The organism is Allobosea sp. NPDC055594, from assembly GCF_053618995.1.
In genome coordinates, this window is record NZ_JBSHIO010000001.1 from 126,603 (window position 1) to 151,563 (window position 24,961).

Sequence of the window (24,961 nt, forward strand, 5' to 3'; positions counted from 1 at the left end):
TGTCGTTGCGGCGAGATTAGACGGGCGGAGGGTAAATAAAACCGCTTCTTCGGACTGCGAGCGCGATGGCACGGCCGACAAGGCCCGGCGGGGCGGGGCGCGTTGCCCTTGACTTGATTAGGACTCCTAATAAAACTTCGACCTGCCCCGAGCTTCCGGGCCGGACCTTGCCGCATGAAGCGGCGGGCCGGCCCCAGAAGGCGGCGGGCGTCGACTGCCATCGGCGCCCGCCTGTGAGAAAACCCCGCGAAACAGGAGAAATCCCATGGCACGAGTTAATCTTGTCGATCCCGGCACCGCAAGCGGCGAGGCCGGCGGGCTGCTCAAGAGCATCGACCAGGCCTTCGGCGTGACGCCGAACATGTTCCGCGCCGTCGCCAATTCGCCGGCGGCGCTGAAGAGCATGTGGGGCTCGTTCGGCGCGCTCGGCCAGGGCCGCATCGACGCCAGGCTCGGCGAGCAGATCGCGGTGGCGATCGCCGATCGCAACGCCTGCGAATACTGCCTCTCGGCCCATACCGCGCTCGGCCGCAAGGCCGGGGCGAGCGCCGAGGAGATGGCGCAGGCCCAGGCCGGCCGCTCGGCCGATCCGAAGACGCAGGCGGCGCTCGCCTTCGCCCTCAAGGTGGTCGAGAACCGCGCCGCCGTCGCCGAGGCCGATGTCGCGGCACTGCGCCAGGCCGGCTTCGACGATGGCGCGATCGTCGAGATCCTCGCCCATGTCGCGCTCAACCTGTTTACCAACTACGTCAACGTCGCCCTCGACGTGCCGCTCGACTTCCCGGCGGTGAAGCTGCTCAAGGCGGCCTGAGCCGAAAGCGGGCTCCGGCAAGCGCCGGGGCCCGTTTTCGGCATGTGAAGCGTCGCCCTTGTCAGCCGACGTGCTTGGGCTTGACCTGAGCATGACGGGGCGGGAGCCGCGGCGCCTTTTGCCTTCTCCCGGATGGGAGAAGGTGGCGCGGAGCGCCGGATGAGGGCCTGCCGTCGCGGTAGAAGGCGCGGGGGCTCCGCTGCGGCCTCCCCACAACCGTCATGCTCGGGTTTTCGCGGAGTTTATCCTTGGGCCGACCGAAGGTCGGACCCGAGGGCTCGGCCCGAGAATGACGCATGAGCCTACCCGCCCGCAGGCCTGCCTGCGGGCGCTGAATCATACGGGGCTGGCGGAGCGCCGCGAGGCGCGTCGTGAGATCCGCTTCCGTTGAGCCAGGAAGCGGCGCGGATGAAGCCTCATCCGCACGCCCCGTGGCGCTCCGCCTTCGGCGATTTGAAAACTCCGGGCCGCGCTTCTGCGAAGCCGGCAGCGGGCTCAACCGCGAAGGTCCTTCGAAGCCAGTTCCCTTCTTCGGGCGTCGCCTCGTCGGTCCGTCGCAGCGGCTGGCGCCGCCGCTTCATCTAGCGAGCTCCTCGCGCAGGGGTCGTAATGCCCCCAGGTCGGTTCCCGAAGCCTCCCGGGAGCGGGGCGTAACCCCCGCCCGCAGGCGCCGACCCTCACCCAGCCTCTGGCATACCTCCGGACGGTCGCCCCGTATGGGTGATGGGCGAGGGGATTGTATGGGAGGTTTTGCGGGCGGGGATAAGTTCGGATTCCGTTTGGCTAGGCTTCGAATAAGCTCTCTTAGGGGGAGGGCGCGATTCGATGAGCAAAAGACTGCGGGATCCAGTGCATGGTCTTATCGTCTTTGACGAGACCGATCAGCTTGATATCGACCCTCTCGCTTGGTCTTTGATAGACACCCCAGAATTCCAACGTCTACGGCGCATCCGACAATTGGGTGTCTCGGAGTTTACATTTCCAGGCGCTGTGCATACGCGCTTTGCGCACTCTGTGGGTGTGTTTCACACCGCTCGTACACTCGTAGAGGTGATCGCTCGTGAGATGAAGCGCATTGGGCAGGGGTTTGAGCCAGAGAAGGCTCAGGTCGCCCTTGTCGCGGCTCTCCTGCATGATCTTGGACACGGTCCCTTCAGTCACACGTTTGAAGGCGTTCAGGAGTCTCGTGGCGTCAAAAAACGTCATGAGCAATGGACGGCGGATATCATTCGGAGCCAGCAAGGTCGGATACAGCCTATCCTTGAGGCTTATCGGCCGGGATTTACAGACGAGGTAGCAGGTCTTCTAGAAAAAGAAGACCCAGAAGACATTTATCATGCCGTTGTATCAAGTTCCTTTGATGCTGATCGCTTGGATTACCTCCGGCGCGACAAATTCATGACTGGAACGGGCGCCGGGGCGATCGATTTCGATTGGCTAGTCGAGAATGTTCGTGTTGCCGAGATCGAGATTGATGCTCCTGATGACAGCGATGCACAGGCGCGGCGCGTCCCCACATTCTGCTTACATAAAAAGGCCTTGCCAGCAGCAGAGCAGTTTTTGCTAGCGCGATACACGCTGCATCAGCAGGTTTATTTTCATAAAGCCACGCGTTGCGTAGAGCATATGATAGCAAAATTGCTTCGCGCCGTGGCCAAAGCTGCCTCTGGCAAGAAGGCCGACCTCAAGCGCACTGGCCTTCCAGATGGGCACCCGCTGCTGCGTTTTTTCGCAAGGGGCGGAGACACTGTCACCAACTACCTCGCGCTTGATGATACACTCGTTATTAGCGCGCTAGAATCAATGTCGTTTGCCGAGGATGGAGTCATTGCCGATACCGCCATGCGATTGCGGGAGCGGAAGCTATACAAGACCCTTGATCTGGCCGAGTTCGGAGAAAATGCGGGGGTGCAACGTTCGCGGCTGCGGCGAATTCAGAAGCAGTTTGAGGCCAAGCTTGCTTCGGAGGATGTGCTGCTGGACGAGAAGGCCACGGTTGGCATTTACGCCGAAATTGGTGGTGATGAAGAGCGAATGCACAAGAAACTTCATATCTTGGATGGAGTTGATCCGCGAGAAATCAGCGAGCTATCGCCCATGATCGAGGCGCTGGTAATGAAAAAAAAGCAGTTCACACGGCTCTATTTCCGAGAGGTTTCGGACCGTGATGACGCGCGTGGTTAGGGAGGACGCCATGGCCTATGAACCCGAAAATCGTGTCGCCGACATTATCACGGCTGCGGGTGGACGACTCGCGAGCCGCGTGCGTCTCCAAAAAATTGCATATCTTCTTGATAAGTTGGGCGCAGAAAGTGGTTTTTCCTACACCTATCATCATTACGGGCCATACTCCCGTGATCTTGACAGCGCAATCTTGGATGCAGAGGCATTCGATAAGATCGAGGAGAAGTTTGAGCGACGGAAGTCTGACGGCGCGCGCTATAGTGTCTTTCTTTCAAAGATTAGAAACGACGCATACGATTATTCGTTCCTTGCCAGGCCCGAACTTCGAGCCCGGGTGCTCGAATTGGCTTCTGTCAATGTCACAGTTCTTGAGCTTGCGGCTACAGCTCACTGGCTTTTCAAAGAGGAGAAAGTCTCCGATTGGAAAGCCGAAATTGTTCGTAGGAAAGGTTCAAAAACGGAGGGAGGGCGTCTTGACGATGCGACTCGCCTGCTTGGACGACTCGGCCTTGAACCAGCTACGGCTTAAAATCAGCGGCCGCTAGCTTTCCCAAATAGAACGGCGGAAATTACTCCGCCGCCTGTCTTGCCCCCTTGCCCTTCAACGGCCGCCGCTCCAGCACCTCCTTGAGGAAGCGCGCGGTGTGGCCCTTGCCGATGCGGACGACATCCTCCGGCGTGCCTTGCGCCACGACCTCGCCGCCGCCGTCGCCGCCTTCGGGGCCCATGTCGATGATCCAGTCGGCGGTCTTGATCACTTCGAGATTGTGCTCGATCACCACCACGGAATTGCCCTGCTCGACCAGCTCGTGCAGCACCTCCATCAGCTTGGCGACGTCGTGGAAGTGCAGGCCGGTGGTCGGCTCGTCGAGGATGTAGAGGGTGCGGCCGGTGGCGCGCTTTGAGAGCTCCTTGGAGAGCTTGACGCGCTGCGCCTCGCCGCCCGAGAGCGTCGTCGCCTGCTGGCCGACCTTGACATAGTCGAGCCCGACGCGGGCGAGCGTCACCATCTTATCGCGGATCGAGGGCACGACCTTGAACAGGTCCTTGGCCTCCTCGACCGTCATGTCGAGCACGTCGGCGATCGAGCGCTCGCGGTATTTCACCTCGAGCGTCTCGCGGTCATAGCGCTTGCCCTTGCAGACATCGCAGGTGACGTAGACGTCCGGCAGGAAGTGCATCTCGATCTTGATGACGCCGTCGCCCTGGCAGGCCTCGCAGCGGCCGCCCTTCACGTTGAAGCTGAACCTGCCTGCTTGATAGCCGCGCGCCTTGGCCTCGGGCAGGCCGGCGAACCATTCGCGGATCGGCGTGAAGGCGCCGGTATAGGTCGCCGGGTTGGAGCGCGGCGTGCGGCCGATCGGCGACTGGTCGATGTCGATGACCTTGTCGAGATGCTCCATGCCCTCGATGCGCTCATGCGGGGCAGGGTGCTCGATCGAGCCGTTGAGCTTGCGCGCGATCGCCTTGTAGAGCGTGTCGATGACCAGCGTCGACTTGCCGCCGCCCGACACGCCGGTGATGCAGGTGAACAGGCCGAGCGGGATGTCGACGTTGACGTCCTTGAGGTTGTTGCCGCGGGCGCCGACGATCTTCAGGCTCCGGCCCTTCTGCGGCTTGCGGCGCTTGCCGGGCACCGCGACGCTCATCTCGCCGGTGAGGTATTTGCCGGTGAGCGAGTTCGGGTCACTGAGGATGTCCTGCGGCGTGCCCTTGGCGATGATCTCGCCGCCATGGATGCCGGCGCCGGGGCCGACATCGACGACATAGTCGGCGGTAAGGATCGCGTCCTCGTCATGCTCGACGACGATCACGGTGTTGCCGAGGTCGCGCAGGCGGCGCAGCGTGCCGAGCAGGCGCTCATTGTCGCGCTGGTGCAGGCCGATCGAGGGCTCGTCCAGCACATAGAGCACGCCGGTTAGGCCGGAGCCGATCTGGCTGGCGAGGCGGATGCGCTGGCTCTCGCCGCCCGAAAGCGTGCCGGAGGCGCGGGCGAGGGTGAGGTATTCGAGCCCGACATCGAGCAGGAAGGTCAGCCGGTCGCGAATCTCCTTCAGGATGCGCGGGGCGATCTCGTTCTGCTTCTTCGAGAGCCGCTCGGGCAGGGCGCTGACCCAGGCGAGCGCGTCCTTGACCGAAAGCCGCGAGACCTCGCCGATATGGCGCATGTCGATCTTGACCGCCAGCGCCTCGGGCTTCAGGCGAAACCCGTTGCACGCCGCGCACGGCGTCTCCGACATGAAGCGGCCGATCTCCTCACGGGCCCAGTCGCTCTCGGTCTCCTTCCAGCGCCGCTCCATATTGGTGATCACGCCCTCGAAGGGCTTCTTCACCTCATAGGCGCGCAGGCCGTCATTATAGGCCATGCGCACGGCCTCGGTGCCGGTGCCGAACAGGATGGCGTCGCGGGCGCTCTGCGGCAGCTCACTCCAAGGCTTGGTCGTCGAGAAGCCGAAATGCTTCGCCAGCGCATCGAGCGTCTGGCCGTAATAGGGCGAGGTCGACTTGGCCCAGGGCGCGATCGCGCCCTTCTTCAGCGAGAGCGAATGGTCCGGGACTATCATCTCCGGGTCGATCCGCATCTCGTGGCCGAGGCCGTCGCAGGCCGGGCAGGCGCCGAACGGGTTGTTGAACGAGAACAGCCGCGGCTCGATCTCGGGGATGGTGAAGCCGGAGACCGGGCAGGCGAATTTCGAGGAGAAGGTGACGCGCTTGGCCTCGCCATTCTCCTCCTTCTCGTCGGCATATTCGAAGACCGCGATGCCCTCGGCGAGGTCGAGCGCCTGCTCCAGCGAGTCGGCGAGGCGGGCGCCGAGATCGGGCCGGATCACGATGCGGTCGACGACGACGTCGATGTCGTGCTTGAACTTCTTGTCGAGCGCAGGCGCGTCCGCGATCTCGTAGAACTCGCCATTGACCTTGACGCGCTGGAAGCCGCGCTTCAGCCACTCTGCCATCTCCTTGCGGAACTCGCCCTTGCGGCCGCGCACCACCGGCGCCAGCAGGTAGCCGCGCGTCTTCTCCGGCAGCTCGACCAGCCGGTCGACCATCTGCTGTACGGTCTGGCTCTCGATCGGCAGGCCGGTCGCCGGCGAATAGGGGATGCCGGCGCGCGCCCAGAGCAGGCGCATATAGTCGTGGATCTCGGTGACGGTGCCGACGGTCGAGCGCGGGTTCTTCGAGGTGGTCTTCTGCTCGATCGAGATCGCCGGCGAGAGCCCGTCGATCTGGTCGACATCGGGCTTCTGCATCATCTCGAGGAACTGGCGGGCATAGGCCGAGAGCGACTCGACATAGCGGCGCTGGCCCTCCGCATAGATCGTGTCGAAGGCGAGCGAGGATTTTCCGGAGCCGGAAAGCCCGGTGAACACCACCAGCTTGTCGCGCGGAATCGCGAGGTCGACATTCTTGAGATTGTGCTCGCGCGCGCCGCGCACGGAGATGACGCGGGCATTCCGATCGGCCGCCGAGTCCTGTGCGGACTTGCGGTCGAACATGTCTTCCAGCGTCGCGGCCTGTTCGGCGAGCGTGGTCTTGCGGGCCATGGTGGTGTCCGATTGAGCTTTAGCCGTACAGATAGGGCAATCGCCGGGCCGTGCCAGTGCAGCTGGGCGAGAGGCGGGCATGAGTAGCACGCAGCCGCCGATGTTGCTGCATTGTTCTTGTCGCGCTTGCTGACAGGCGCTGTCAGGAGCGTGGCAGGCTGCGGAAGCGTCGCCTGAGCAGGATCGCCGAGACCAGCATGGCGAGCGCCAGCGTCCCCGACAGGATCAGCGCCGCCGAGGCGCCATAGCGCTCGATCAGCAGCGCGTAGCCGAGCGGCGAGGCGGCCGAGAGGAAGAAGCCGGGCGCCAACAGCCTGCCGACATAGGCCCCATAGCTCTTCGGGTCGAACAGCATCAGCGGCAGCGTGCCGCGCGTGATCGTCAGCACGCCATTGCCGGCCCCATAGCAGAAGGCGAAGGCCAGCGCCGCGATGGCGCTGGCCCCGCCGGCGAGGCCGAGGACGAAGCAGAGCGGCAGGACGAGGCAGGCGACGAGGTTGAGGTTGAACGGACTGGTCCGCGCGCCGAACAGGACTTCGCCGAGCCGCGCCAGCGACTGGCCGATGCCGCGGGTCGAGCCGATCCAGACCGCGGCCGCGGCCGGCAGGCCGAGTCCGGCGAGGATGCCGATCATATGGGCGGACATGCCGGCATTGAGGACGCCGGCGAAGGTGACGATCAGCGCGTAGAGCAGGCCGGCGAAGCGGGTATCGGCCGGGCTGAGCGTGACGACGGTCTTTGCTGCGGCCGCGTCGGACAAGGGCCGCGCCGAGGCAGTCGGCAGCGTCAGGTGCAGTGGCAAGGTGAGCAGCGCGAAGCCGGCATAGGCGATCAGCGCGCCGCGCCAGCCGAATTGTTCGGCGAGCGCATGGCCGAGCGGCCAGAACACGGTCGAGGCCAGGCCGCCGAGCAGGGTGATCTGGGCGATCGGCCGGCGCGCGGCGCTGCCGCCGATGCGGGCCAGGGCGGCGAAGGCGGCATCGTAGAGGCTCAGCCGCATGGCGAGGCCGAGGCATATCCAGGCGGCGTAGTAGGCGGCGATCGTGTGAGCGTAGGCGAGGCCGAGGCAGCCGGCGGCGGTGAGCAGCGATCCCAGGCACATCACGGTGCGGCCGCCATGACGGTCGATCAGCCGGCCGACTGCGCCGGAGGTCAAACCCATCACCAGCAGGCCGGCAGAGAGCCCGCCATGGATGATCGCCTGCGACCAGCCAAGCTCCTTGCCGATCAGCTCACCGAAGGCGCCGACCAGATAATAGGAGACGCCCCAGGAGATGAGCTGCGCCAGCCCGAGGCAGAAGACGGTGCGGTGGGAGATCATCGTGGATTCATTGACGGCAGCAAGCAGTCGCGCTCGCCCTGGCGCGGTCATCCCGGACAAGCGGCAAAGCCGCGCCGATCCGGGATCCATGCCTGAACCTCCATCGGAAGCGCTCCGTCATGGATCCCGGATTTCCGCTTCGCTCCGTCCGGGATGACATGCACTGTCTGTGGAGAAACACTATCTCGCTCCGCCGGGCAGCGTCTGGTCTCCCGGTCCGAGGCTGCGCTGCATCAGCACGGTGTCGACCCAGCGGCCGAGCTTGAAGCCGGCCGAGCGCAAGGTGCCGACCGGCTCGAAGCCGAAGCGGCGATGCAAGCCGATCGAGCCGGCATTGCCGCTGTCGCCGATCACCGCCAGCATCTGGCGCCAGGGGCCGGCCTCGCAACGGGCGATCAGCGCGCCGAGCAGCGAACCGCCGATGCCGCGGCCGGCCTGTCCCTCTGCGACGTAGACCGAGTCCTCGATGGTGTGGCGATAGGCCGGGCGAGGGCGGTAGAGGCTGGCATAGCTGTAGCCGACGACGCGGCCATCGAGCTCGGCGGCAAGATAAGGCAGGCCGAGCCCGAGCACCGCCTGCCGGCGCGCCAGCATCTCCTCGATGCTCGGCGGCGTCTCCTCGAAGCTGGCAAGGCCGTGCAGGACATGGTGGCTGTAGATCGCCTGGATCGCGGCCATATCCGCCTCCTGCGCGTCGCGGACGAGGATGGGCGGCGCGGTGTGGTCGGCGAACTCGGAGATCGTCATCGCAATCGTTCCGACCCCGCAGGGCCGCCTTTCCGTCTGGTCGGGGCGCTCGGTCAGCGCCTCCTGTCGCGTCACGCCGATATCGGCGTGCCCTTGAGCCCTCATCCTGAGGAGCCGCGGTAGCGGCGTCTCGAAGGATGCACCAGACGGCCTCGGAGCCTCCTGAAGCATCCTTCGAGACGCAGCCTGTGGCTGCTCCTCAGGATGAGGGCTCAAGGGCACGCCAGAAATCTCTTGTTGGCAGCTTCATCGTTGCTGTTCCCGCGGCCGCCGTTCTCGCGCCGACCAAGCCACCTTGCGCTTTGCCGTCTCATAAATGAAGCTTCTCGAAGTTATGCAGAGCATGAGAAATTCTTTGAGATGCGCGATCTTCGCCTCGACCAGCTCGACAGCTTCCGCCAGGTGATCGCGCTCGGCAGCTTCTCGGCCGCGGCCGAGAAGCTTGGCCTGAGCCAGCCGGCCGTCAGCCTACAGATCCGCGAGCTTGAGCGGCGGCTCGGCGTGACCCTGATCGAGCGGGTCGGGCGTCGGGCGCAGCCGACCGCGGCGGGAGCCGAGCTGCTCGACCATGCCGGCCGGATCGCGGCGGCGGTCGCGGCGGCGCAGGAGGCTATGGCACGGCACGCAACCGGGGCGATGGGCCGGGTGCGGATCGGCACCGGCGCCACCGCCTGCATCTTCCTGCTGCCGCCGCTATTGCGAGATCTGCGCCAGCGCCACCCGACGCTGGAGATCACGGTCAGCACCGGCAACACCTCGGACATCGTCAAGGCGATCGAGGACAACCAGATCGATATCGGCCTGGTCTCGCTGCCGGCCGCTGGCCGCAGCCTCGACGTGACGCCGCTGCTGGAAGACGAATTCGCCGTGATCGCCCCGCCGGGCATGGAGTTGCCGGCGCGTTTGACGCCGGAGGCGCTGGCGCGGCTGCCGGTGCTGCTGTTCGAGCCGGGCGGCATCACCAGGCGCATCGCCGATGAATGGTTCGCCCGCGCCGGGGTGACGCTGAAGCCGGTGATGTCGCTCGGCAGCGTCGAGGCGATCAAGCGGCTGGTCGGTGCCGGCCTCGGCTGCGCCGTGCTGCCGGGCATGGCGGTGCGCGGCGAAAGCGAGGGGCTGGTGGTGCGCTCGCTGTCGCCGCGGGTGCACCGCACGCTCGGCCTCGTCCTGCGCAAGGACAAGCCGCTGCATCGCGGCCTGCGCGAGACGCTGAAGGCCTTGCGGGCGCTGGGCACGCCCGGCTGAGGGCCCTTCGGAACCGAGGCGTTCATCCTGAGCGCTTCGCCATCGCATTGTCGTCCCGGACGTAGCGAAGCGGAGATCCGGGACCCATGCCTGAACCTTTATCGGTGAAGTTCAGGCATGGGTCCCGGGTCTCCCTTCGGTCGCCCGGGACGACTCGATCTTATGTTGGACGACAAGATCCCATGCTGGTGGCCAGCGGCCGCCACCGCTGCTGACAGGCCCGGTCGGCGGGGCGGTCCATGCCATCACCCGTTTGCGCAGTGCCCAAGGCGGGAAGTGGCGCTAATGTCGTCGCCTGCCGGGCGGAACATTTCGCTCGCTTTCGCGCTTCGTGGACATGCCCAACCGTCAGGTGCCCGGACCGGGGCACAGCAGCCAGCGGGGGATCGTCATGATGAAAGCCGTTCTGCGCACTGCAACTCTGCTGCTTGGTCTCGGGCTGGCCGCGCCCGTTCTCTCCTGCGAGCTCGACAGGCCGCTGAAGATCGCCGGGCTCGACTACGATTCCGCCGCCTTCCACACCGCGGTGGCGCGGGCGGTGGTCGAGAAGGGGTTTGGCTGCAAGGTCGAGCGCGTGCCGGGCGTGGTCGCGCCGCTGGTCAACGGGCTGGCGCGCGGCGATGTCGACGTGATCATGGAGATCTGGCTGGCGAACCCGGTCGAGGCCTGGACCAGGGCGGAGGCCTCCGGCAAGGTGATCCCGCTCGGCACGACCTTTCCCGACGCCAATGAGGGCTGGTACGTGCCGCGCTATCTCGTCGAGGGCGCGGATGCCAAGGCGAAGGACCTGAAGACCGTCGCCGATCTCAAGCGCCACAAGGCGCTGTTCCCCGACCGGGAGGAGCCGGGCAAGGGGCGCTTCTACAATTGCGTCGCCGGCTGGGTCTGCGAGGGCATCAACACCAAGAAGCTTACCGCCTATGGGCTGGCGGACGACTATAACAATGTCCGTGGCGGCTCGGGCGAGGCGCTGGTCGCGGCGATCGAGGCGAACCTGAAGCGCAGGCAGCCGGTGCTGTTCTACTATTGGAGCCCGAGCTGGCTGATCGGCGCCTATGATCTGGTCAAGCTCGGGGAGCCGGCCTTCGACCCGGCGATCTGGGCCGAGCTGAAGGCGAGCGACAAGCCGACCAGGGCGACCGCCTACCCGGTCAGCAAGGTGGTGATCGGCGCCAATCTCGCCTTCACCCAGTCGGCGCCGCAGCTGACGAGCTTCTTCAAGAATTACGGCATCAGCAGCGCGCTGACCTCGCAGATGCTGGGCGAGGCCCGCAAGGCCGGGATCACACCGGAGGAGCAGGCGCTGCGCTTCCTCAAGGACCGGCCGGATGACTGGCGCCATTGGCTCACCGCCGAGGTCGCTGCGAAGGTTCAGGCCGGCTTGTGAGCGCTGGCCTGCTGCCTGATCTCGGCAAGCCGCTCCAGGGCGTCGTCAACCGGCTGGTCGATGCGCTGGTCACCGGTTCCGGCGACAAGCTCGATGCCGTTTCGGACGGGCTGACAGCGCCGGTCAGGCTGCTCGAAAGCGCGCTCGCGCAGGTGCCGCCGGAGGCTGGCATCGTCCTGGTCGGGCTCGCGGCCTGGCTCGCGACCCGCCGGATCGCCTTCGCGGCTGGCATGGCCACGCTCGTGCTGATGCTCGCTCTGCTCGGGGTCTGGCCGGCCGCGATGCAGTCGCTGGCGCTGATCGTCGTCGCCGTCGTGCTGGTCGTGCTGCTTGGGCTGCCGCTCGGTGTCGTAGCGGCGAGGACGCCACGGATCTCGCGGGCGCTGACGCCGCTCTACGATTTGATGCAGACCGTGCCGAGCTTCGTCTATCTCATCCCCGTCGCTATGCTCCTCGGGCTCGGCCGTGCGCCTGCCCTGGTCGCGACCCTGATCTATGCCCTGCCGCCCTTTGCCCGCCTGACCGAACTCGGCCTGCGCGAGGTCGACGGGCGCGCCGTCGAGGCGGCGCGGGCGCTGGGTCTGAGCGCAAGGCAGAGCCTCTGGCTGATCGAATTGCCGCTCGCCCGCCCGGCGATCCTGCAAGGGCTCAACCAGGCGATCATGATGGCGCTGGCCATGGTGGTCGTGGCCTCGATGATCGGCGCCAAGGGGTTGGGCGAGACCGTTCTCCTCGGTCTGCAGCGCGCCGATCCCGGGCTCGGCTTCGTCGGCGGGCTCGGCATCGTGCTGCTGGCGGTGCTGCTCGACCGGCTCGCCCAGGCGATCTTTCGCGCACAGCGTTCGCCGCGCCGGCCCGGCGTGCCCTGAGGCTGCTGATACTGGCCGTTAGGGAGCCGGTTGCGCTTGCCCCGGCGCTTCGGCAGCTTGCCGGCCGCGACGATAGTGGAGAGACGCGCCATGTACGGTCTGATCGGACGGATGCTGGCCAAGCCCGGCGAACGCGAGGCGCTGATCGGCCATGTCCTCGGCAGCAGCGCGGCGATGCCCGGCTGCCTGAGCTATGTCGTCGCCCGCGATCCCGCCAATCCCGACGCGATCTGGGTGACCGAGGTCTGGGATCGGCAGGAAAGCCATGCCGCCTCGCTGCACCTGCCGGCCGTGCAGGCGGCGATCGCCAAGGCCCGCCCGCTGATCGCCGGCTTCGACAATCACACCGTGACCGAGCCGGTGGGTGGGCATGGCTTGGCGCCGGGCTGAGTGTCGGCTTGGACTTGTCTTTCCGCTCTCTCCAGACGTCATTCCGGAGCGGCTCCGTTTCGATGTGACGGCAGTAGCGGGCCGGGCATGACCAGTGCGGCTTCCGCTGGCGGATTGCACGGGCTAAGAGCCTCGCAACGCAGCCGAACGGCGAGGGCGAGCCTGTCATGACCGATTCCGAAGTCCGCAAACTCACCATCGTGCCCTTCGCCGGGGCACTGCGCGGCAAGGTGACGCCGCCGGGCTCGAAGTCGATCACCAACCGGGCGCTGCTCGTCGCGGCGCTGGCCAAGGGCACCAGCCGGCTTTCGGGTGCGCTGAAGAGCGACGACACACGCTATATGGCGCAGGCGCTGCGGGCGATGGGCATCACCGTCGAGGAGCCGGACGCGACCAGCTTCGTCGTCACCGGCGATGGCCGTTTGCGGGCTCCTGCGGCGCCGCTCTTCCTCGGCAATGCCGGCACGGCGACGCGCTTCCTCACCGCCGCGGCGGCGCTGGTCGAGGGGCAGGTCGCGGTCGATGGCGACGAGCATATGCGCAAGCGGCCGATCGCGCCGCTGGTCACGGCTTTGCGCACGCTCGGCGTCGCGGTCGAGGCGCCGAGCGGCTGCCCGCCGGTGACCGTTGCGGGGCAGGGCGGCTTTGCCGGCGGCCGCGTCGAGGTCGATGCCGGGCTTTCCAGCCAATATGTCTCGGCGCTGCTGATGGCCGGCGCCTGCGCGCGCGGGCCGGTCGAGGTCGCGCTCAGCGGTTTGGGAGACAGCCAGGAGATCGGTGCCCGCGGCTATGTCGACCTGACGCTCGCGACGATGGCGGCCTTCGGCGCCAAGGTTTCGCAGCCGGATCCCGCGACCTGGCGGATCGAGCCGACCGGCTACCGCGCCGCCGATTATCTGATCGAGCCCGACGCCTCGGCCGCGACCTATCTCTGGGCGGCTGAAGTGCTCACCGGCGGCAAGATCGACCTCGGCGTGCCGGCGGCCGCCTTCACCCAGCCCGATGCCAAGGCGCATGCGCTGATCGCCGCCTTCCCGAACCTGCCGGCCGAGATCGACGGCGCGCAGATGCAGGATGCGGTGCCGACGCTCGCCGTGCTCGCCGCCTTCAACAAAACGCCGGTGCGCTTCACCGGCATCGCCAATCTGCGCGTCAAGGAATGCGACCGGGTTTTTGCGCTGTCGCAGGGCCTGTCGCGGATCCGGCCGGGGCTCGGCGTCGAGGAGGGCGATGATCTCCTCGTCGCTTCCGATCCCGGTCTCGCCGGGCAGACGCTGCCGGCCGAGATCGACACCTTCGCCGATCATCGCATCGCGATGAGCTTCGCGCTGGCGGGGCTGAAGATCGGCGGCATCACCATCCTCGATCCGGCCTGCGTCGGGAAGACCTATCCGGACTATTGGCGGGCGCTCGCCGCGCTCGGCGTGACCTTCGAGGGCGAGGCGCCCTGAGCGTCAGTTCCCACGTAGGCTGCTGTCTGAAATCTGGTCGAGTCGTAGCGGAACGAAGGCGGTTGGCGGGCCGCCTCCGGGCCTGTCCCGAGGCGTGGAATGTCGCCGCAGCGAAGGTGCGCGCTTGCCAGCCGGGCGCTATGACGGCAATCTCAGCGCGACGATACCTTCAGCGGGCCTATGCCGAAGCAGTTCCTCTTCGCGCAACAGGACATGGGAAGTCCGGAAACATGAGCATGGACGATAGCAATGCCGGCGCCGGCAAATGTGGCGCGGCCGCCTTGCGCGAGCCTCGGATCGGCGGGCTCGACCGCCGGTCGTTTCTGGCCGGCTCGGCCGCCGGTCTCGGCGCGCTGGCGCTGGGCGGCTGCGCGACATCCGACGGCATGAGCCTCGCCGAGGCGCAGAAGCTCTACGGGCCGGTGCCGGAAGAGAAGTTCCCGGTTCCGGCGATCGACGTCAGCAAGGTCGATCCGAAGTACTTCCGGCGGACGGTCGCCTATGACAGCAAGGAGCCGGCCGGTACGATCGTCGTCGATCCCGCCAATTACTATGTCTATCGCGTCGCGGGCGACGGCACCGCGACCCGCTATGGCGCCAATGTCGGCCGCGACGGCTTCCGCTGGAACGGCAACGCCTATGTCGGGCGCAAATCCGAATGGCCGACCTGGACGCCGCCCAGGGAGATGATCAAGCGCCAGCCCGAGGTGGCGAAATATGCCCGCGGCATGCCGGGCGGTCTCGAAAACCCGCTCGGCGCGCGCACGCTCCATCTCTACCAGAACGGCGCCTACACGCTCTACACGATCTATGCGTCCCTCGACGCCGAATCGATCGGCAACGGCATCACCAGCGGCTGCGTCGGCCTGCTGACGCAGGACATGATGCACCTCTACGCTCAGACCCCGGTCAAGACGAAGGTGGTCGTGCTCCCGGCATAGGCGAGAGCTGACGAAACAGCTGCGACGATGTGAGGTAATGCGCCGCCGCTTCCCGGAAGCGGCGGCGTTGTCGTTCTGGCCGCGCTCGACGGGTGGAGCGCAACGAGAAGCGGTCCCGGCCAGCCTGTTCCGCAGGGCTACCTCCGAAGAGCCATGGCCTTGGGCGAGTCTCGCCGCCAACATGGCAACCTCAAGCTGCGTATGTGCCGGGCGCCTGCCGCGCCGAGGTTGGGGCTTTCGCCGGAATGAGCATGGACGGCAAGTTCAGATATTTCCTGTGCCGCCACGCGCATGATCCCGTCGAGATCAATCTGTCGGATTATGTCGACCCGTTCGCCGATGTCTTCCTGACCTACTGGGTCGGCGTCCTGAAGGTGCTCGAGCCCCTCCTCGAGGCCGATGGCCTGATCTTCTACATCGTCTGGGGCACGGAGACGGTACGGGAGCTGCCGAGCTATGGGAGGAACGTCGTAGTCCTGCTCCTGATGGAGGAGTTCTGCGAGATCCCGCCCTATTTCGACAAGGTGCGCTACGTCTTCAAGACGCATGGCTTCTTCCCCTATGTGAACACGCTTCAGATCGGCGCCGGCCTGGCGCTGTTGGCGAAGACGGTCCGGGACGCGGTGCGCTGGGCCTGGAGCAGCGGGCTGCTGGCGCTCCGGCACAAGGATGCGATCGCCCGAGAGGAGGGCGGCATGACCGTTCCCCTCGGCTACGCCAGACAGACGGACCTGCCCGGCAAGCCCTTCGCCGAGCGCCGCTACGCCGTCTCCTTCATCGGCAGCGTCAAGCAGCGCGCCTATCATCCGCTCTCGATCCGGGCGCTGCTGGGAACGCCGAAGGACATTGCGCGCTCGCGCATGCTCGAGGAGTTGCAGCGGCTCGCCGCGGCAATGCCGGGCGAGGTGTTCTGGGCCGACACCGGCTCCTACATGAATGGGATCCTCTCCGACGGGGTCCGCTATTCCGAGCTGATGGCCGATTCCAAGATCTGCCTCGCGCCCCGCGGTTCCTCGACGGAGACTTTCCGGCTGTTCGAGGGCATGCGCCAGGGCTGCGTCGTGATCTGCGACCGGGTGCCCCGGCACTGGTTCTTCGCGGACTGCCCCTTCATCCAGCTCGACGACTGGTCCGAGCTCGGCCCTTGCGTGAACGGCCTGCTCGCCGACCCGGAGCGCCTCGCCGAACTGCACAGGAGCGCGCTCGACTGGTGGCGGCGGCGCTGCTCACCCGAGGCGCTCGCTGGCGTCATGGCGGAGCGGCTTTCACGATTGGCGCGGGCCGAGGGCGGAGCGAAGCTCGCCGCTGCAGGGCCGGAGCCGCGGGTCCGGACGGCGGAAGGTGCCGAGAGTTGGCGAGTGGCCCCGGCCGTGCGATCGTCGCGCGCTGGGGGGTGAACAGGCGAGGGCGCTATGGATACGGACCCGGTGGCCAAGGACCGCGTCACGCAGATGCTCAGGAAGCATCTGGAGCTCGCGCAGGAACAGCTCGACATGGCCGAGCGCGGCGTCCTTCTGTCGATCGATGGTGCGCCGGAGGGCGTCAACCTGACCAGGGAAGCCCTGGCGATCCGCGTCGAGCAGCTGCAGGGCGCGCTGGATCGGCAGCGAGGACGCGGTTGAAGTCTTCGGCGGCGGCTCGGAAGCTCTATTTGCCCGGGCTTCGATTTGCTCTCAGGTCCAGCGAACGGCCGATCTCGGCGGCAATGGTGCTGTAGTCGAGCGGGCCGGCATCGTCGCGCAGCGCCTGGCGCAGGAAGCGTATCGGAAAGCGGATTGCCTCCTGATTGGCATCGGAGAGCTCCGTCGCCCGGGCGGAGGCGCCCTGGTCGGCACGATCGAGCGCCGCCTCGATCTGGCTGCTGTCCAGCTGGCCTTTTCGCTTCAACTCTCCGAAGAGGGCAGCGGCCGCGAGCAAAAGACCTTCGAGTTGGAGATTTGCAGTGTTCATCCTGAACTCCGAATGATCGCCGGACCGAGGATTGCCGATGAACTCTAAATCTCCGGGCTGAAGCGCGCCAGATCGTCGCGCGTCCGTTCGGCCGCCCGACGATATTATCGCATCGGCCCCTGTTGCGCCCAAGCCGATGCGGGCGCCGATGCCGCGGCGGATTTCAGGCCTGGGGAACGGACGGACCGGTTGCGAATCTCCGGGGACAACTCGGGATTTTATGCTTGAACAAAACGGGAACATCATTGATAAAGCGATGATGGATCGCTAGGGTCCGCTTCCGGTCGATCGGCCGGTTCGTGATGAAGTGCGCAGGAAAACGGAGCCTGTCATGGCTGGTAGCGTCAACAAGGTCATTCTGGTCGGCAATCTCGGGCGCGACCCCGAGGTGCGGCGCCTCGGAAGTGGCGAGCCGGTCGTCAATCTGCGCATCGCCACCTCGGAAACCTGGCGCGACAAGCAGTCGGGTGAGCGCAAGGAGCGCACCGAGTGGCATTCGGTGGTGATCTTCAACGAGAACCTCGCCAAGGTCGCCGAGCAATATCTGAAGAAGGGCTCGAAGGTTTACATCGAGGGCCAGCTGCAGACCCGTAAATGGCAGGACCAGCAGGGCGTCGAGAAGTACACGACCGAGATCGTGCTGCAGCGCTTCCGCGGCGAACTCACCATTCTCGACAGCCGCGGCCAGGGCGGCTCGGATGAATATGGCGAGGGCGGCGGCGGTTCCTTCGAGGATCGCTCCTCCGGCGGCGGCTCCTTCGGCCGCCAGAGCCCGATGGGCGGCAGCGGCGGCGGCTCGCGCCAGCCGGCGATGTCCGGCGGCGGTTCGGGCGGCGGCTCCTCGCGCTCGTCGAGCCATCTCGACGACGACATCCCGTTCTAGTTTCTCGCTGTTTGGGGGCGACGTTGTCGCTCTGTGGTTAAGGGAGGCGTCTCGCAGGAGGCGCCTCTTTTCGTATGCTGCGAGATGAGGCGCGAGCAGGGGCGAGAAGCGAGGCATGCTGAGACTGGACCATCTCACCGTGATCGCGCCGACGCTCGCGGAGGGCGTCGCGCATGTCCGCGCCTGTCTCGATCTCGATGTCCCCTTCGGCTAGCACCATCGCTACATGGGCACGCATAATCACCTGCTTCAGCTTGGCGACGGCGTTTATCTGGAGATCGTGGCGCTGGATCCCGAGAGTGAGGCGCCCAACCAGGCGCGCTGGTTCGGCCTCGACGATCAAAGGCAGGTGAGGGCCGACTGGGAGGAGGGGCGACGCCTGCGCGGCTGGGTGGCACGGACCGATGCGATCGATACCGTGCTCGCAGGCCGCGGCGGCGTCTTCGGCCGCAAGGTCGCGCTTCCGGCGAACGGCCCGGCCTTCGATTTCGCCATTCCCGACGACGGTGCGCTGCCGCTCGACGGGGCGGTGCCTTCCGTGATCGACAGGCGCGGCAAGCCGCGCTCGATGGCGGCGATCGCCGATCTCGGGGCACGCCTGCGCGGCTTCTGCCTCGCGCATCCGGAGCCGGGTCCGATCGCCGCGCTCTATCGCGAACTGGCGGTCGAAGGCGCTCCCGCGCTGATCCTGGGGCCAAGGCTGCGCTATCATGCGCAGATCGAGACGCAGGCCGGGCTGCGGCAGCTGAGCTGAGTGCGCCTGCCCGCGGACCGCGGGGCCGCTGCCCGCCAGCGGCGATGGACAAAGCCGGCGAAATGGCCAATCTCCTCGGTATCGCCACGCTGTCCTGCGAAACCAAGCCATCATGACCATTCACGATCCCGCCGTTCCCGCGCTCTCCGTATGGGTCGCGCTGGAGAGCCCCACCCATCACGTGCCCGGCGTCAACGGCATGATGGACCTCGTCGCCAGGGAGGTCGAAGGCCTGCCGATCGCCGTCGAGCGCATTCCCGGCCGTGACGGGCTCGGCGACAGCCTGGTGCTGCGCGCCGGCGTCGACAATGGCGAGAAGGCGCTCGCGCTGATGTCGCATCTCGACACGGTCCACCCGGTCGGCACCAGCGCCAAGGACCTGCCGGTCCGGGTCGAGGGCGACCGACTCTACGGCCCTGGCGTCTACGATATGAAGGGCGGTGCCTGGCTGGCGCTTCAGGCCTTCAAGGACGCCGCCAAGGCCGGCGCTACCCGCCGGCCGATGGTCTTCCTGTTCACGCCGGACGAGGAGATCGGTTCGCCGACGACGCGCGGGCTGATCGAGGATATCGGGCGCCGGTCGATGGCGGTTCTGGTCACCGAGCCGGCACGCGAGGGCGGCAAGATCGTCACGGCGCGCAAGGGCGTCGGCCGCTTCGAGGTGAAGATCGAGGGGCGCCCGGCCCATTCGGGCTCGCGCCATGCCGATGGCCGCAACGCGATCCGCGAGGCGGCGCATCAGATCCTCGCCGTCGAAGGCATGACCGACTATTCGCGCGGCATCACCACGACGGTCGCGCTAGTCGGCGGCGGCACCGCGGCGAATGTCGTGCCGCAGCATGCCTGGTTCAGCGTCGATTGCCGCGTCACCACCGTCGCCGACGGTGCGCTGATGGAACAGCGCATCCTCGGCCTCAAGCCGCATGACCCAGATGTGAAGGTCACGGTCAGCGGCGGCATGAACCGCCCGCCCTATGAGAAGAGCGCCGAGGTCAGCGCGCTCTTCGAGAAGGCACGGGCGATCGCTGCCGCAAACGGCTTCGACCTGCAGGACTGCCCGATGACCGGCGGCGGCTCCGACGGCAATTTCACCGCGGCGCTCGGCGTCCCGACGCTGGACGGGCTCGGCATCGATGGCGACGGCGCTCACACCCTGCAGGAATACGGGCTGATCCCGTCGATCGCTCCGCGCCGGGCGCTGATCAAGGGGCTGCTCGAGACGCTATAGCACTCCGCGTCATGGTCGGGCTTGTCCCGACCATCCACGTCTTCCTTCCTGCAATGCGCTGTTCAAGACGTGGATGCTCGCCACAGGGGCGAGCATGACGGGGGGCAAGCCCCCTTCCGTTAGCCGGCCAAATCCGCTCTGATCCGCTTCATGGCCGAGAAGCCGGCCGGAGCAAGGGAGCGCGGCATGAAGGGCTGGATCGCGGGCGTGCTGGGTGTCGTCGGGATGATGGTCACGGGAATGGTGGACGCTCAGGAATTGCTGGTCGAGAAGAAGGTCTTCGACCTGCCGAGCTTCACCACGCAGGGCGGGCGCACGCTGAAGAAAGTCAAGGTCGGCTGGGAGAGCTATGGCACGCTCAACGCCGACAAATCGAACGCGATCCTGATCTGCCATTTCTTCTCGGGGAATTCGCACGCCGCCGGCAAATATGCGGCCTCGGATGCGGCGCCCGGCTATTGGGACGCGATCATCGGCCCGGGCAAGGCGATCGATACCGACAAATATTTCGTCATCGCCTCCGACACGCTGGTCAATCTCAATACCGGCGATCCGAAGACCACGACCACCGGCCCGGCCTCGATCGATCCCGACACCGGAAAACCCTATGCGCTCGACTTCCCGGTCGTGACGATCGGCGATTTCGTCAATGTCCAGAAGGCCCTGGTCGAGAGTCTCGGCATCAGGAAGCTGGTCATGGTCGCCGGCCCGTCGATGGGCGCGCTGCAGACCAATGAATGGGCGGCGAGCCATCCCGACATGGTCGGCAAGGCGATGGCGGTGATCGGTGCGGCCGAAGCCGACGCGCAGCTCATCGCCTGGCTCGATGTCTGGGCGGCGCCGATCCTGGTCGATCCGAACTGGAACAAGGGCGATTATTACGGCAGGACGCCGCCCAATGCCGGCCTCGCCAAGGCGCTGACCGTCGTCACCCTGCAAGCCAATCACAGCGACTGGACCAACGGCACCTTCGGCCGCCGCCCGGCCAAGGAGGGCGAGGATCCGGCCAAGGCGCTCGGCAACAAGTTCCAGGTCCAGAGCGTGCTCGACAATGCCGGCGAGGCGCGCGCGAAAGTCTCCGACGCCAACCATTTCCTCTATCTGGTCAAGGCGAACCAGCTCTATGCCGCCGGCGGCAAGTCGCTTGCGGATGGGATGAGCCGGATCAGGGCGCCGCTGCTGATCGTCAGCCAGCCGAAGGATCTGGTCTTCCCCGACGAAATGATCCAGCGCAGCGTCGCCGAAGCGAAAAAGGCCGGGCGCGACGTAACCCACGTCACGATCAACGGCAGCCGCGGCCATCTCGACGGAGTGATCTCGATGAAGCAGGCCGAAGAGGCAGTGAAGGCCTTTCTGGAGAAATAGGCCGGCGCGCGCCCGCATCGATCCGCTGCGAGCCGCCCAAACCCGCGGCTGAGCCGGTCAGAGCGTCAGGCACCCCCGGCCGATCCTGCCTCAGCCGGCCCTGATCACCGCGCGCATGCCGTCGATGACGAACTGCACCGCGAGTGCTGCGAGGATGACGCCGAGCAGGCGCGTCAGCACGACATTGCCGGTGACCCCGAGCAGACGCGCGATCGGCACGGCCAGCAGGAAGGTGGCGAGGCAGGAGAGGATGACGAGCCCGCAGATCACGGCGAGGGAGGTGAGCATCGCGATGTCGCCGCCGGCGCGGCCTGCGAGCAGCATGACCGCGGTGAGGGCACCAGGGCCTGCCATTAGCGGGATCGCCAGCGGGAAGGCGGCGACATTGCGGATATGGTCCTGGGTGATCGCGGTCTCGGCCGTCGCCTGTTTGCGCTCGTTGCGGCGCTCGAACACCATCTCGAAGGAGATCCAGAACAGCAGCAGCCCGCCGGCGATGCGGAAGGCCGGCAGAGAGACGCCGAGGGCCTTCAACACGATGTCTCCGACCAGCCCGAAGAAGGCCAGGATGCCGAAGGCGATCAGGCAGGCGCGCACCGCGACTTGGCGGCGCTCGTCATTGGTCATGCCGCGCGTCAGCGACAGGAAGATCGGCGCGAGCCCCGGCGGATCGAGCGTGACCAGCAGCGTGACCAGGGCGGAAGTGAGATATTCGAGGAACATGCGGGGAGCTTACGCATGGCGCAACGCCGGCGTCACGCGCGAAACATGGCGAGATTGCGGCCCGGTTGCCGAACCGATTCAAGAATGGCGCGTAAAGCACTGAAAGATCAGAGGCTTATTTTCACCCCATCGAATCGTGTTTCGCTGGCCTCGAAGCGTGGAATCGGGTAGCCAGAAAGCTGAAAAACTGGGTTGAATCGGGGCTTTTCCCTTGAGCGAAGACAACGACGACAAGCGCGACGACGGCCCGCAGTTCGGCGGCGAGATCAAGCCGATCGCGATCACCGACGAGATGAAGAAGAGCTATCTCGATTACGCGATGAGCGTGATCGTGAGCCGCGCTCTGCCCGATGTCCGCGACGGCCTGAAGCCGGTGCACCGGCGCATTCTGTTCTCGATGCACGAGAACAAGAACCTGCCCGAGCGGCCCTACACCAAATGCGCCCGCATCGTCGGCGACACGATGGGTAAATACCATCCGCACGGCAACCTCGCGGTCTATGACGCGCTGGTGCGCATGGCGCAGGACTTCTCGCTGCGCCTGCCGCTGATCGACGGCCAGGGCAATTTCGGCTCGATGGACGGCGACAGCCCGGCGGCCGATCGCTACACCGAGGCGAGGCTCGACAAGGCGGCGATGCCGCTGCTCGAGGATCTCGACCTCGACACGGTCAACTTCCAGCCGAACTATGACGGCAAGGAACATGAGCCGACGGTCCTGCCGGCGCGCTATCCGAACCTCCTGGTCAACGGCGCCGGCGGCATCGCGGTCGGCATGGCGACGAACATCCCGCCGCATAATCTCGGCGAGGTCATCGACGCCTGCATCGCGCTGATCGACAATCCCGAGATCACGATCGATGAGCTGATCGAGATCGTGCCTGGCCCGGACTTCCCGACCGGCGCCTCGATCATGGGCCGCAGCGGTATCCATTCGGCCTATCACACCGGCCGCGGCTCGATCGTGATGCGCTCGAAGACGCATATCGAGGAGCTGCGCAAGGAGCGCGAGGCGATCGTCGTCACCGAGGTTCCCTATCAGGTGAACAAGGCCTCGATGGTCGAGAAGATCGCCGATCTCGTCCGTGAGAAGCGGATCGAGGGCATCTCCGATCTGCGCGACGAGTCGAGCCGCGAGGGCGTGCGCGTCGTCATCGAGATCAAGCGCGACGCCGTCGCCGACGTGGTGCTGAACCAGCTCTACCGCTTCACCCCGCTACAGACCTCGTTCGGCGCCAACATGGTGGCGCTGAATGGCGGGCGGCCGGAGGTGCTGAACCTCCGCGACTTCATCTCCGCCTTCGTCGAGTTCCGCGAAGAGGTCGTCTCGCGGCGCACGCGCTATCTGCTCAACAAGGCCCGCGAGCGCGCCCATGTGCTCTGCGGCCTCGCCACCGCCGTCGCCAATATCGACGAAGTCATCCGCCTGATCCGCACGGCGCCGACGCCGTCGGCGGCGCATGAGGCGCTGATGGCGCGCGACTGGCCGGCCGACGACATCGCGCCGCTGATCGCGCTGGTCGACGATCCGCGCCATCCGATGAATCCGGACGGCACCTACCGGCTCTCCGACGCACAGGCCAAGGCGATCCTCGAGCTGCGCCTCGCTCGCCTGACCGCCCTCGGCCGCGACGAGATCGGCGACGAGCTCGAAAAGCTCGCCAAGGAGATCGCCGACTATCTCGACATCCTGCGCTCGCGCCAGCGCATCCAGGAGATCATCAAGACCGAGCTCTCCGAGGTGAAGGCCGCCTTCGCCACGCCGCGCCGGACCGAGATCATGGACTGGGGCTCGGATCTCGATGACGAGGACCTGATCGCCCGCGAGGACATGGTCGTCACCGTCAGCCATGCCGGCTACATCAAGCGCGTGCCGCTCTCGACCTATCGGGCGCAGAAGCGCGGCGGCAAGGGCCGCTCGGGCATGGCGACGCGCGAGGAGGATTTCGTCACCCGCCTGTTCGTGGCCGACACGCATACGCCGATCATCTTCTTCTCCTCGCTGGGCCAGGCCTATAAGGAGAAGGTCTGGCGCCTGCCGCTCTCGGCGCCGAATGCGCGCGGCAAGTTCCTCAACAACATGCTGCCGCTGGACAAGGACGAGCGCATCACCACGGTGATGCCGCTGCCGGAGGACGAGGAGAGCTGGAGCCGTCTCGACGTGATGTTCGCGACGAAGACCGGCAATGTCCGCCGCAACAAGCTCTCCGACTTCGTTCAGGTCAACCGCAACGGCAAGATCGCGATGAAGCTCGACGAGGGCGACGCCATCGTCGACGTGCAGATCTGCTCCGAGCATGACGACGTGCTGCTGACGACGGCGGAGGGCCAGTGCATCCGCTTCGCGGTGCCGGAGGTGCGCGTCTTCAAGGGCCGTGACTCGACCGGCGTGCGCGGCATCAACCTCGCCAAGGGCGACGAGGTGATCTCGCTCGCGATCCTGCACCATCTCGATGCGACCGCCGATGAGCGCGCCGCCTATCTCAAGCTCGCTTCGGCGGCGCGCCGCGCCGTGACCGGCGATGGCGAGGAGGCGGCGGTGCCTGCGGCCGAGGCCGAGGAAGCGGCCGGCGATATCGAACTCGGCCAGGAGAAATATGCCGAGATGGGCGCCTCCGAGCAGTTCATCCTGACCGTTTCGGAAAACGGCTACGGCAAGCGCTCCTCGTCCTTCGAGTATCGGGTCACCGGGCGCGGCGGCAAGGGCATCGTCGCCATGGTGGTGAACGAGCGCAATGGCCGGTTGGTCGGCTCCTTCCCGGTCGAGGATCGCGACGAGATCATGCTGATCTCCGATGGCGGCCAGACCATCCGGATGCCGGTGGAAGGCGACAAGCCGATCCGCATCGCCGGCCGCTCGACGCAGGGCGTCACCATCTTCAACACCGCCGAAGGCGAGAAGGTGGTCTCGGTCGAGCGTATCGGTGACAGCGGCGAGAGCGAAGGCGAGGGCGAAGCCGGTGACACCGGCGTGGCTGAGGGTGGGGAGCCCGGCGCCGAAGCCTGAACCGGGACACGACCGGGCCAAAATCGCGACAAGTCCGGGATCGCCCCGCATCCGTCGATGCGGGGCGATTTCTTTTTGGGTTGCCTGCGGGCAGTTCGGCGGTTGCCGCAGCAGCGCTGCGGAAAGGGCGGAATTCAGAAAACGGAAGGACGCACTCGCT

Annotated in this window: 21 protein-coding genes; 16 read left to right on the top strand and 5 right to left on the bottom strand. The window is 66.3% G+C overall.

The annotated features are described in order from the left end of the window. Positions 1–265: 265 nt before the first annotated feature. From ACWGRX_RS00665 to ACWGRX_RS00675, 3 genes are all read left to right on the top strand, one after another. Complete coding sequence (locus tag ACWGRX_RS00665) at positions 266–811, top strand: carboxymuconolactone decarboxylase family protein (RefSeq protein WP_452116005.1); 546 nt, start codon at positions 266–268, stop codon at positions 809–811. Between the two features lie 825 nt (positions 812–1,636). Then, positions 1,637–2,995, top strand: a complete 1,359-nt coding sequence (locus ACWGRX_RS00670; protein ID WP_452116006.1) for an HD domain-containing protein — start codon at positions 1,637–1,639, stop codon at positions 2,993–2,995. Positions 2,996–3,005: 10 nt separating this feature from the next. After that, the gene (locus ACWGRX_RS00675) at positions 3,006–3,524 is read left to right on the top strand and encodes a hypothetical protein (RefSeq protein ID WP_452116007.1); all 519 of its coding nucleotides are present in this window, start codon (positions 3,006–3,008) and stop codon (positions 3,522–3,524) included. Between the two features lie 40 nt (positions 3,525–3,564). Here the strand turns inward: ACWGRX_RS00675 and uvrA are convergent, their stop codons facing one another. From uvrA to ACWGRX_RS00690, 3 genes are all read right to left on the bottom strand, one after another. Then, complete coding sequence (gene uvrA, locus ACWGRX_RS00680; RefSeq protein WP_452116008.1) at positions 3,565–6,540, bottom strand: excinuclease ABC subunit UvrA; 2,976 nt, start codon at positions 6,538–6,540, stop codon at positions 3,565–3,567. Positions 6,541–6,682: 142 nt separating this feature from the next. Next, the gene (locus tag ACWGRX_RS00685; protein WP_452116009.1) at positions 6,683–7,861 is read right to left on the bottom strand and encodes an MFS transporter; all 1,179 of its coding nucleotides are present in this window, start codon (positions 7,859–7,861) and stop codon (positions 6,683–6,685) included. Positions 7,862–8,041: 180 nt separating this feature from the next. Then, the gene (locus ACWGRX_RS00690) at positions 8,042–8,608 is read right to left on the bottom strand and encodes a GNAT family N-acetyltransferase (RefSeq protein ID WP_452116010.1); all 567 of its coding nucleotides are present in this window, start codon (positions 8,606–8,608) and stop codon (positions 8,042–8,044) included. Positions 8,609–8,968: 360 nt separating this feature from the next. Between ACWGRX_RS00690 and ACWGRX_RS00695 the strand changes: the two genes are divergently transcribed. From ACWGRX_RS00695 to ACWGRX_RS00730, 8 genes are all read left to right on the top strand, one after another. Next, the gene (locus ACWGRX_RS00695; RefSeq protein ID WP_452116011.1) at positions 8,969–9,853 is read left to right on the top strand and encodes a LysR family transcriptional regulator; all 885 of its coding nucleotides are present in this window, start codon (positions 8,969–8,971) and stop codon (positions 9,851–9,853) included. 394 nt (positions 9,854–10,247) lie between these two features. After that, positions 10,248–11,240 (top strand): ABC transporter substrate-binding protein, encoded by a 993-nt coding sequence (locus tag ACWGRX_RS00700; RefSeq protein WP_452116012.1) that lies wholly within the window; start codon positions 10,248–10,250, stop codon positions 11,238–11,240. Further along, positions 11,237–12,109, top strand: a complete 873-nt coding sequence (locus ACWGRX_RS00705) for an ABC transporter permease (RefSeq protein ID WP_452116013.1) — start codon at positions 11,237–11,239, stop codon at positions 12,107–12,109. Before ACWGRX_RS00700 ends, ACWGRX_RS00705 begins: the two co-directional genes overlap by 4 nt. Before the next feature lie 90 nt (positions 12,110–12,199). After that, positions 12,200–12,499, top strand: a complete 300-nt coding sequence (locus ACWGRX_RS00710; protein ID WP_452116014.1) for a putative quinol monooxygenase — start codon at positions 12,200–12,202, stop codon at positions 12,497–12,499. 167 nt (positions 12,500–12,666) lie between these two features. Further along, positions 12,667–13,950: a 3-phosphoshikimate 1-carboxyvinyltransferase gene (locus ACWGRX_RS00715; protein ID WP_452116015.1), complete on the top strand. Its 1,284-nt coding sequence runs from the start codon at positions 12,667–12,669 to the stop codon at positions 13,948–13,950. Positions 13,951–14,180: 230 nt separating this feature from the next. Next, positions 14,181–14,891, top strand: coding sequence for a L,D-transpeptidase (locus ACWGRX_RS00720; RefSeq protein ID WP_452116016.1), 711 nt, complete (start codon positions 14,181–14,183; stop codon positions 14,889–14,891). Positions 14,892–15,142: 251 nt separating this feature from the next. Beyond that, entirely contained in the window at positions 15,143–16,288 is a 1,146-nt protein-coding gene (locus ACWGRX_RS00725; protein ID WP_452116017.1) for a glycosyltransferase family 47 protein, read from the top strand. A 30-nt stretch (positions 16,289–16,318) separates the two neighbouring features. After that, positions 16,319–16,513, top strand: a complete 195-nt coding sequence (locus ACWGRX_RS00730) for a hypothetical protein (RefSeq protein WP_452116018.1) — start codon at positions 16,319–16,321, stop codon at positions 16,511–16,513. 25 nt (positions 16,514–16,538) lie between these two features. Here ACWGRX_RS00730 and ACWGRX_RS00735 read toward each other — a convergent pair whose 3' ends face one another. Beyond that, the gene (locus ACWGRX_RS00735; protein WP_291649784.1) at positions 16,539–16,841 is read right to left on the bottom strand and encodes a hypothetical protein; all 303 of its coding nucleotides are present in this window, start codon (positions 16,839–16,841) and stop codon (positions 16,539–16,541) included. A gap of 331 nt (positions 16,842–17,172) precedes the next feature. Between ACWGRX_RS00735 and ssb the strand changes: the two genes are divergently transcribed. The 4 genes from ssb to ACWGRX_RS00755 all read left to right on the top strand — a co-directional run bounded on the left by ssb (position 17,173) and on the right by ACWGRX_RS00755 (position 21,071). Then, positions 17,173–17,724, top strand: coding sequence for a single-stranded DNA-binding protein (gene ssb / locus ACWGRX_RS00740; protein ID WP_291649786.1), 552 nt, complete (start codon positions 17,173–17,175; stop codon positions 17,722–17,724). 226 nt (positions 17,725–17,950) lie between these two features. Next, positions 17,951–18,478, top strand: a complete 528-nt coding sequence (locus ACWGRX_RS00745; RefSeq protein ID WP_452116019.1) for a VOC family protein — start codon at positions 17,951–17,953, stop codon at positions 18,476–18,478. 112 nt (positions 18,479–18,590) lie between these two features. Beyond that, complete coding sequence (locus ACWGRX_RS00750; protein WP_452116020.1) at positions 18,591–19,706, top strand: M20 family metallopeptidase; 1,116 nt, start codon at positions 18,591–18,593, stop codon at positions 19,704–19,706. A gap of 150 nt (positions 19,707–19,856) precedes the next feature. Further along, on the top strand, positions 19,857–21,071 hold the full coding sequence (locus ACWGRX_RS00755; protein ID WP_452116021.1) for an E22 family MetX-like putative esterase: 1,215 nt from the start codon (positions 19,857–19,859) through the stop codon (positions 21,069–21,071). A 90-nt stretch (positions 21,072–21,161) separates the two neighbouring features. Here the strand turns inward: ACWGRX_RS00755 and ACWGRX_RS00760 are convergent, their stop codons facing one another. Further along, complete coding sequence (locus ACWGRX_RS00760) at positions 21,162–21,794, bottom strand: MarC family protein (protein ID WP_291637878.1); 633 nt, start codon at positions 21,792–21,794, stop codon at positions 21,162–21,164. Positions 21,795–22,005: 211 nt separating this feature from the next. On the opposite strand from ACWGRX_RS00760, the gene gyrA reads away from it, so the two are divergent. Continuing rightward, positions 22,006–24,801 (top strand): DNA gyrase subunit A, encoded by a 2,796-nt coding sequence (gyrA, locus tag ACWGRX_RS00765; RefSeq protein ID WP_291637880.1) that lies wholly within the window; start codon positions 22,006–22,008, stop codon positions 24,799–24,801. The last annotated feature ends 160 nt before the right edge of the window (positions 24,802–24,961 follow it).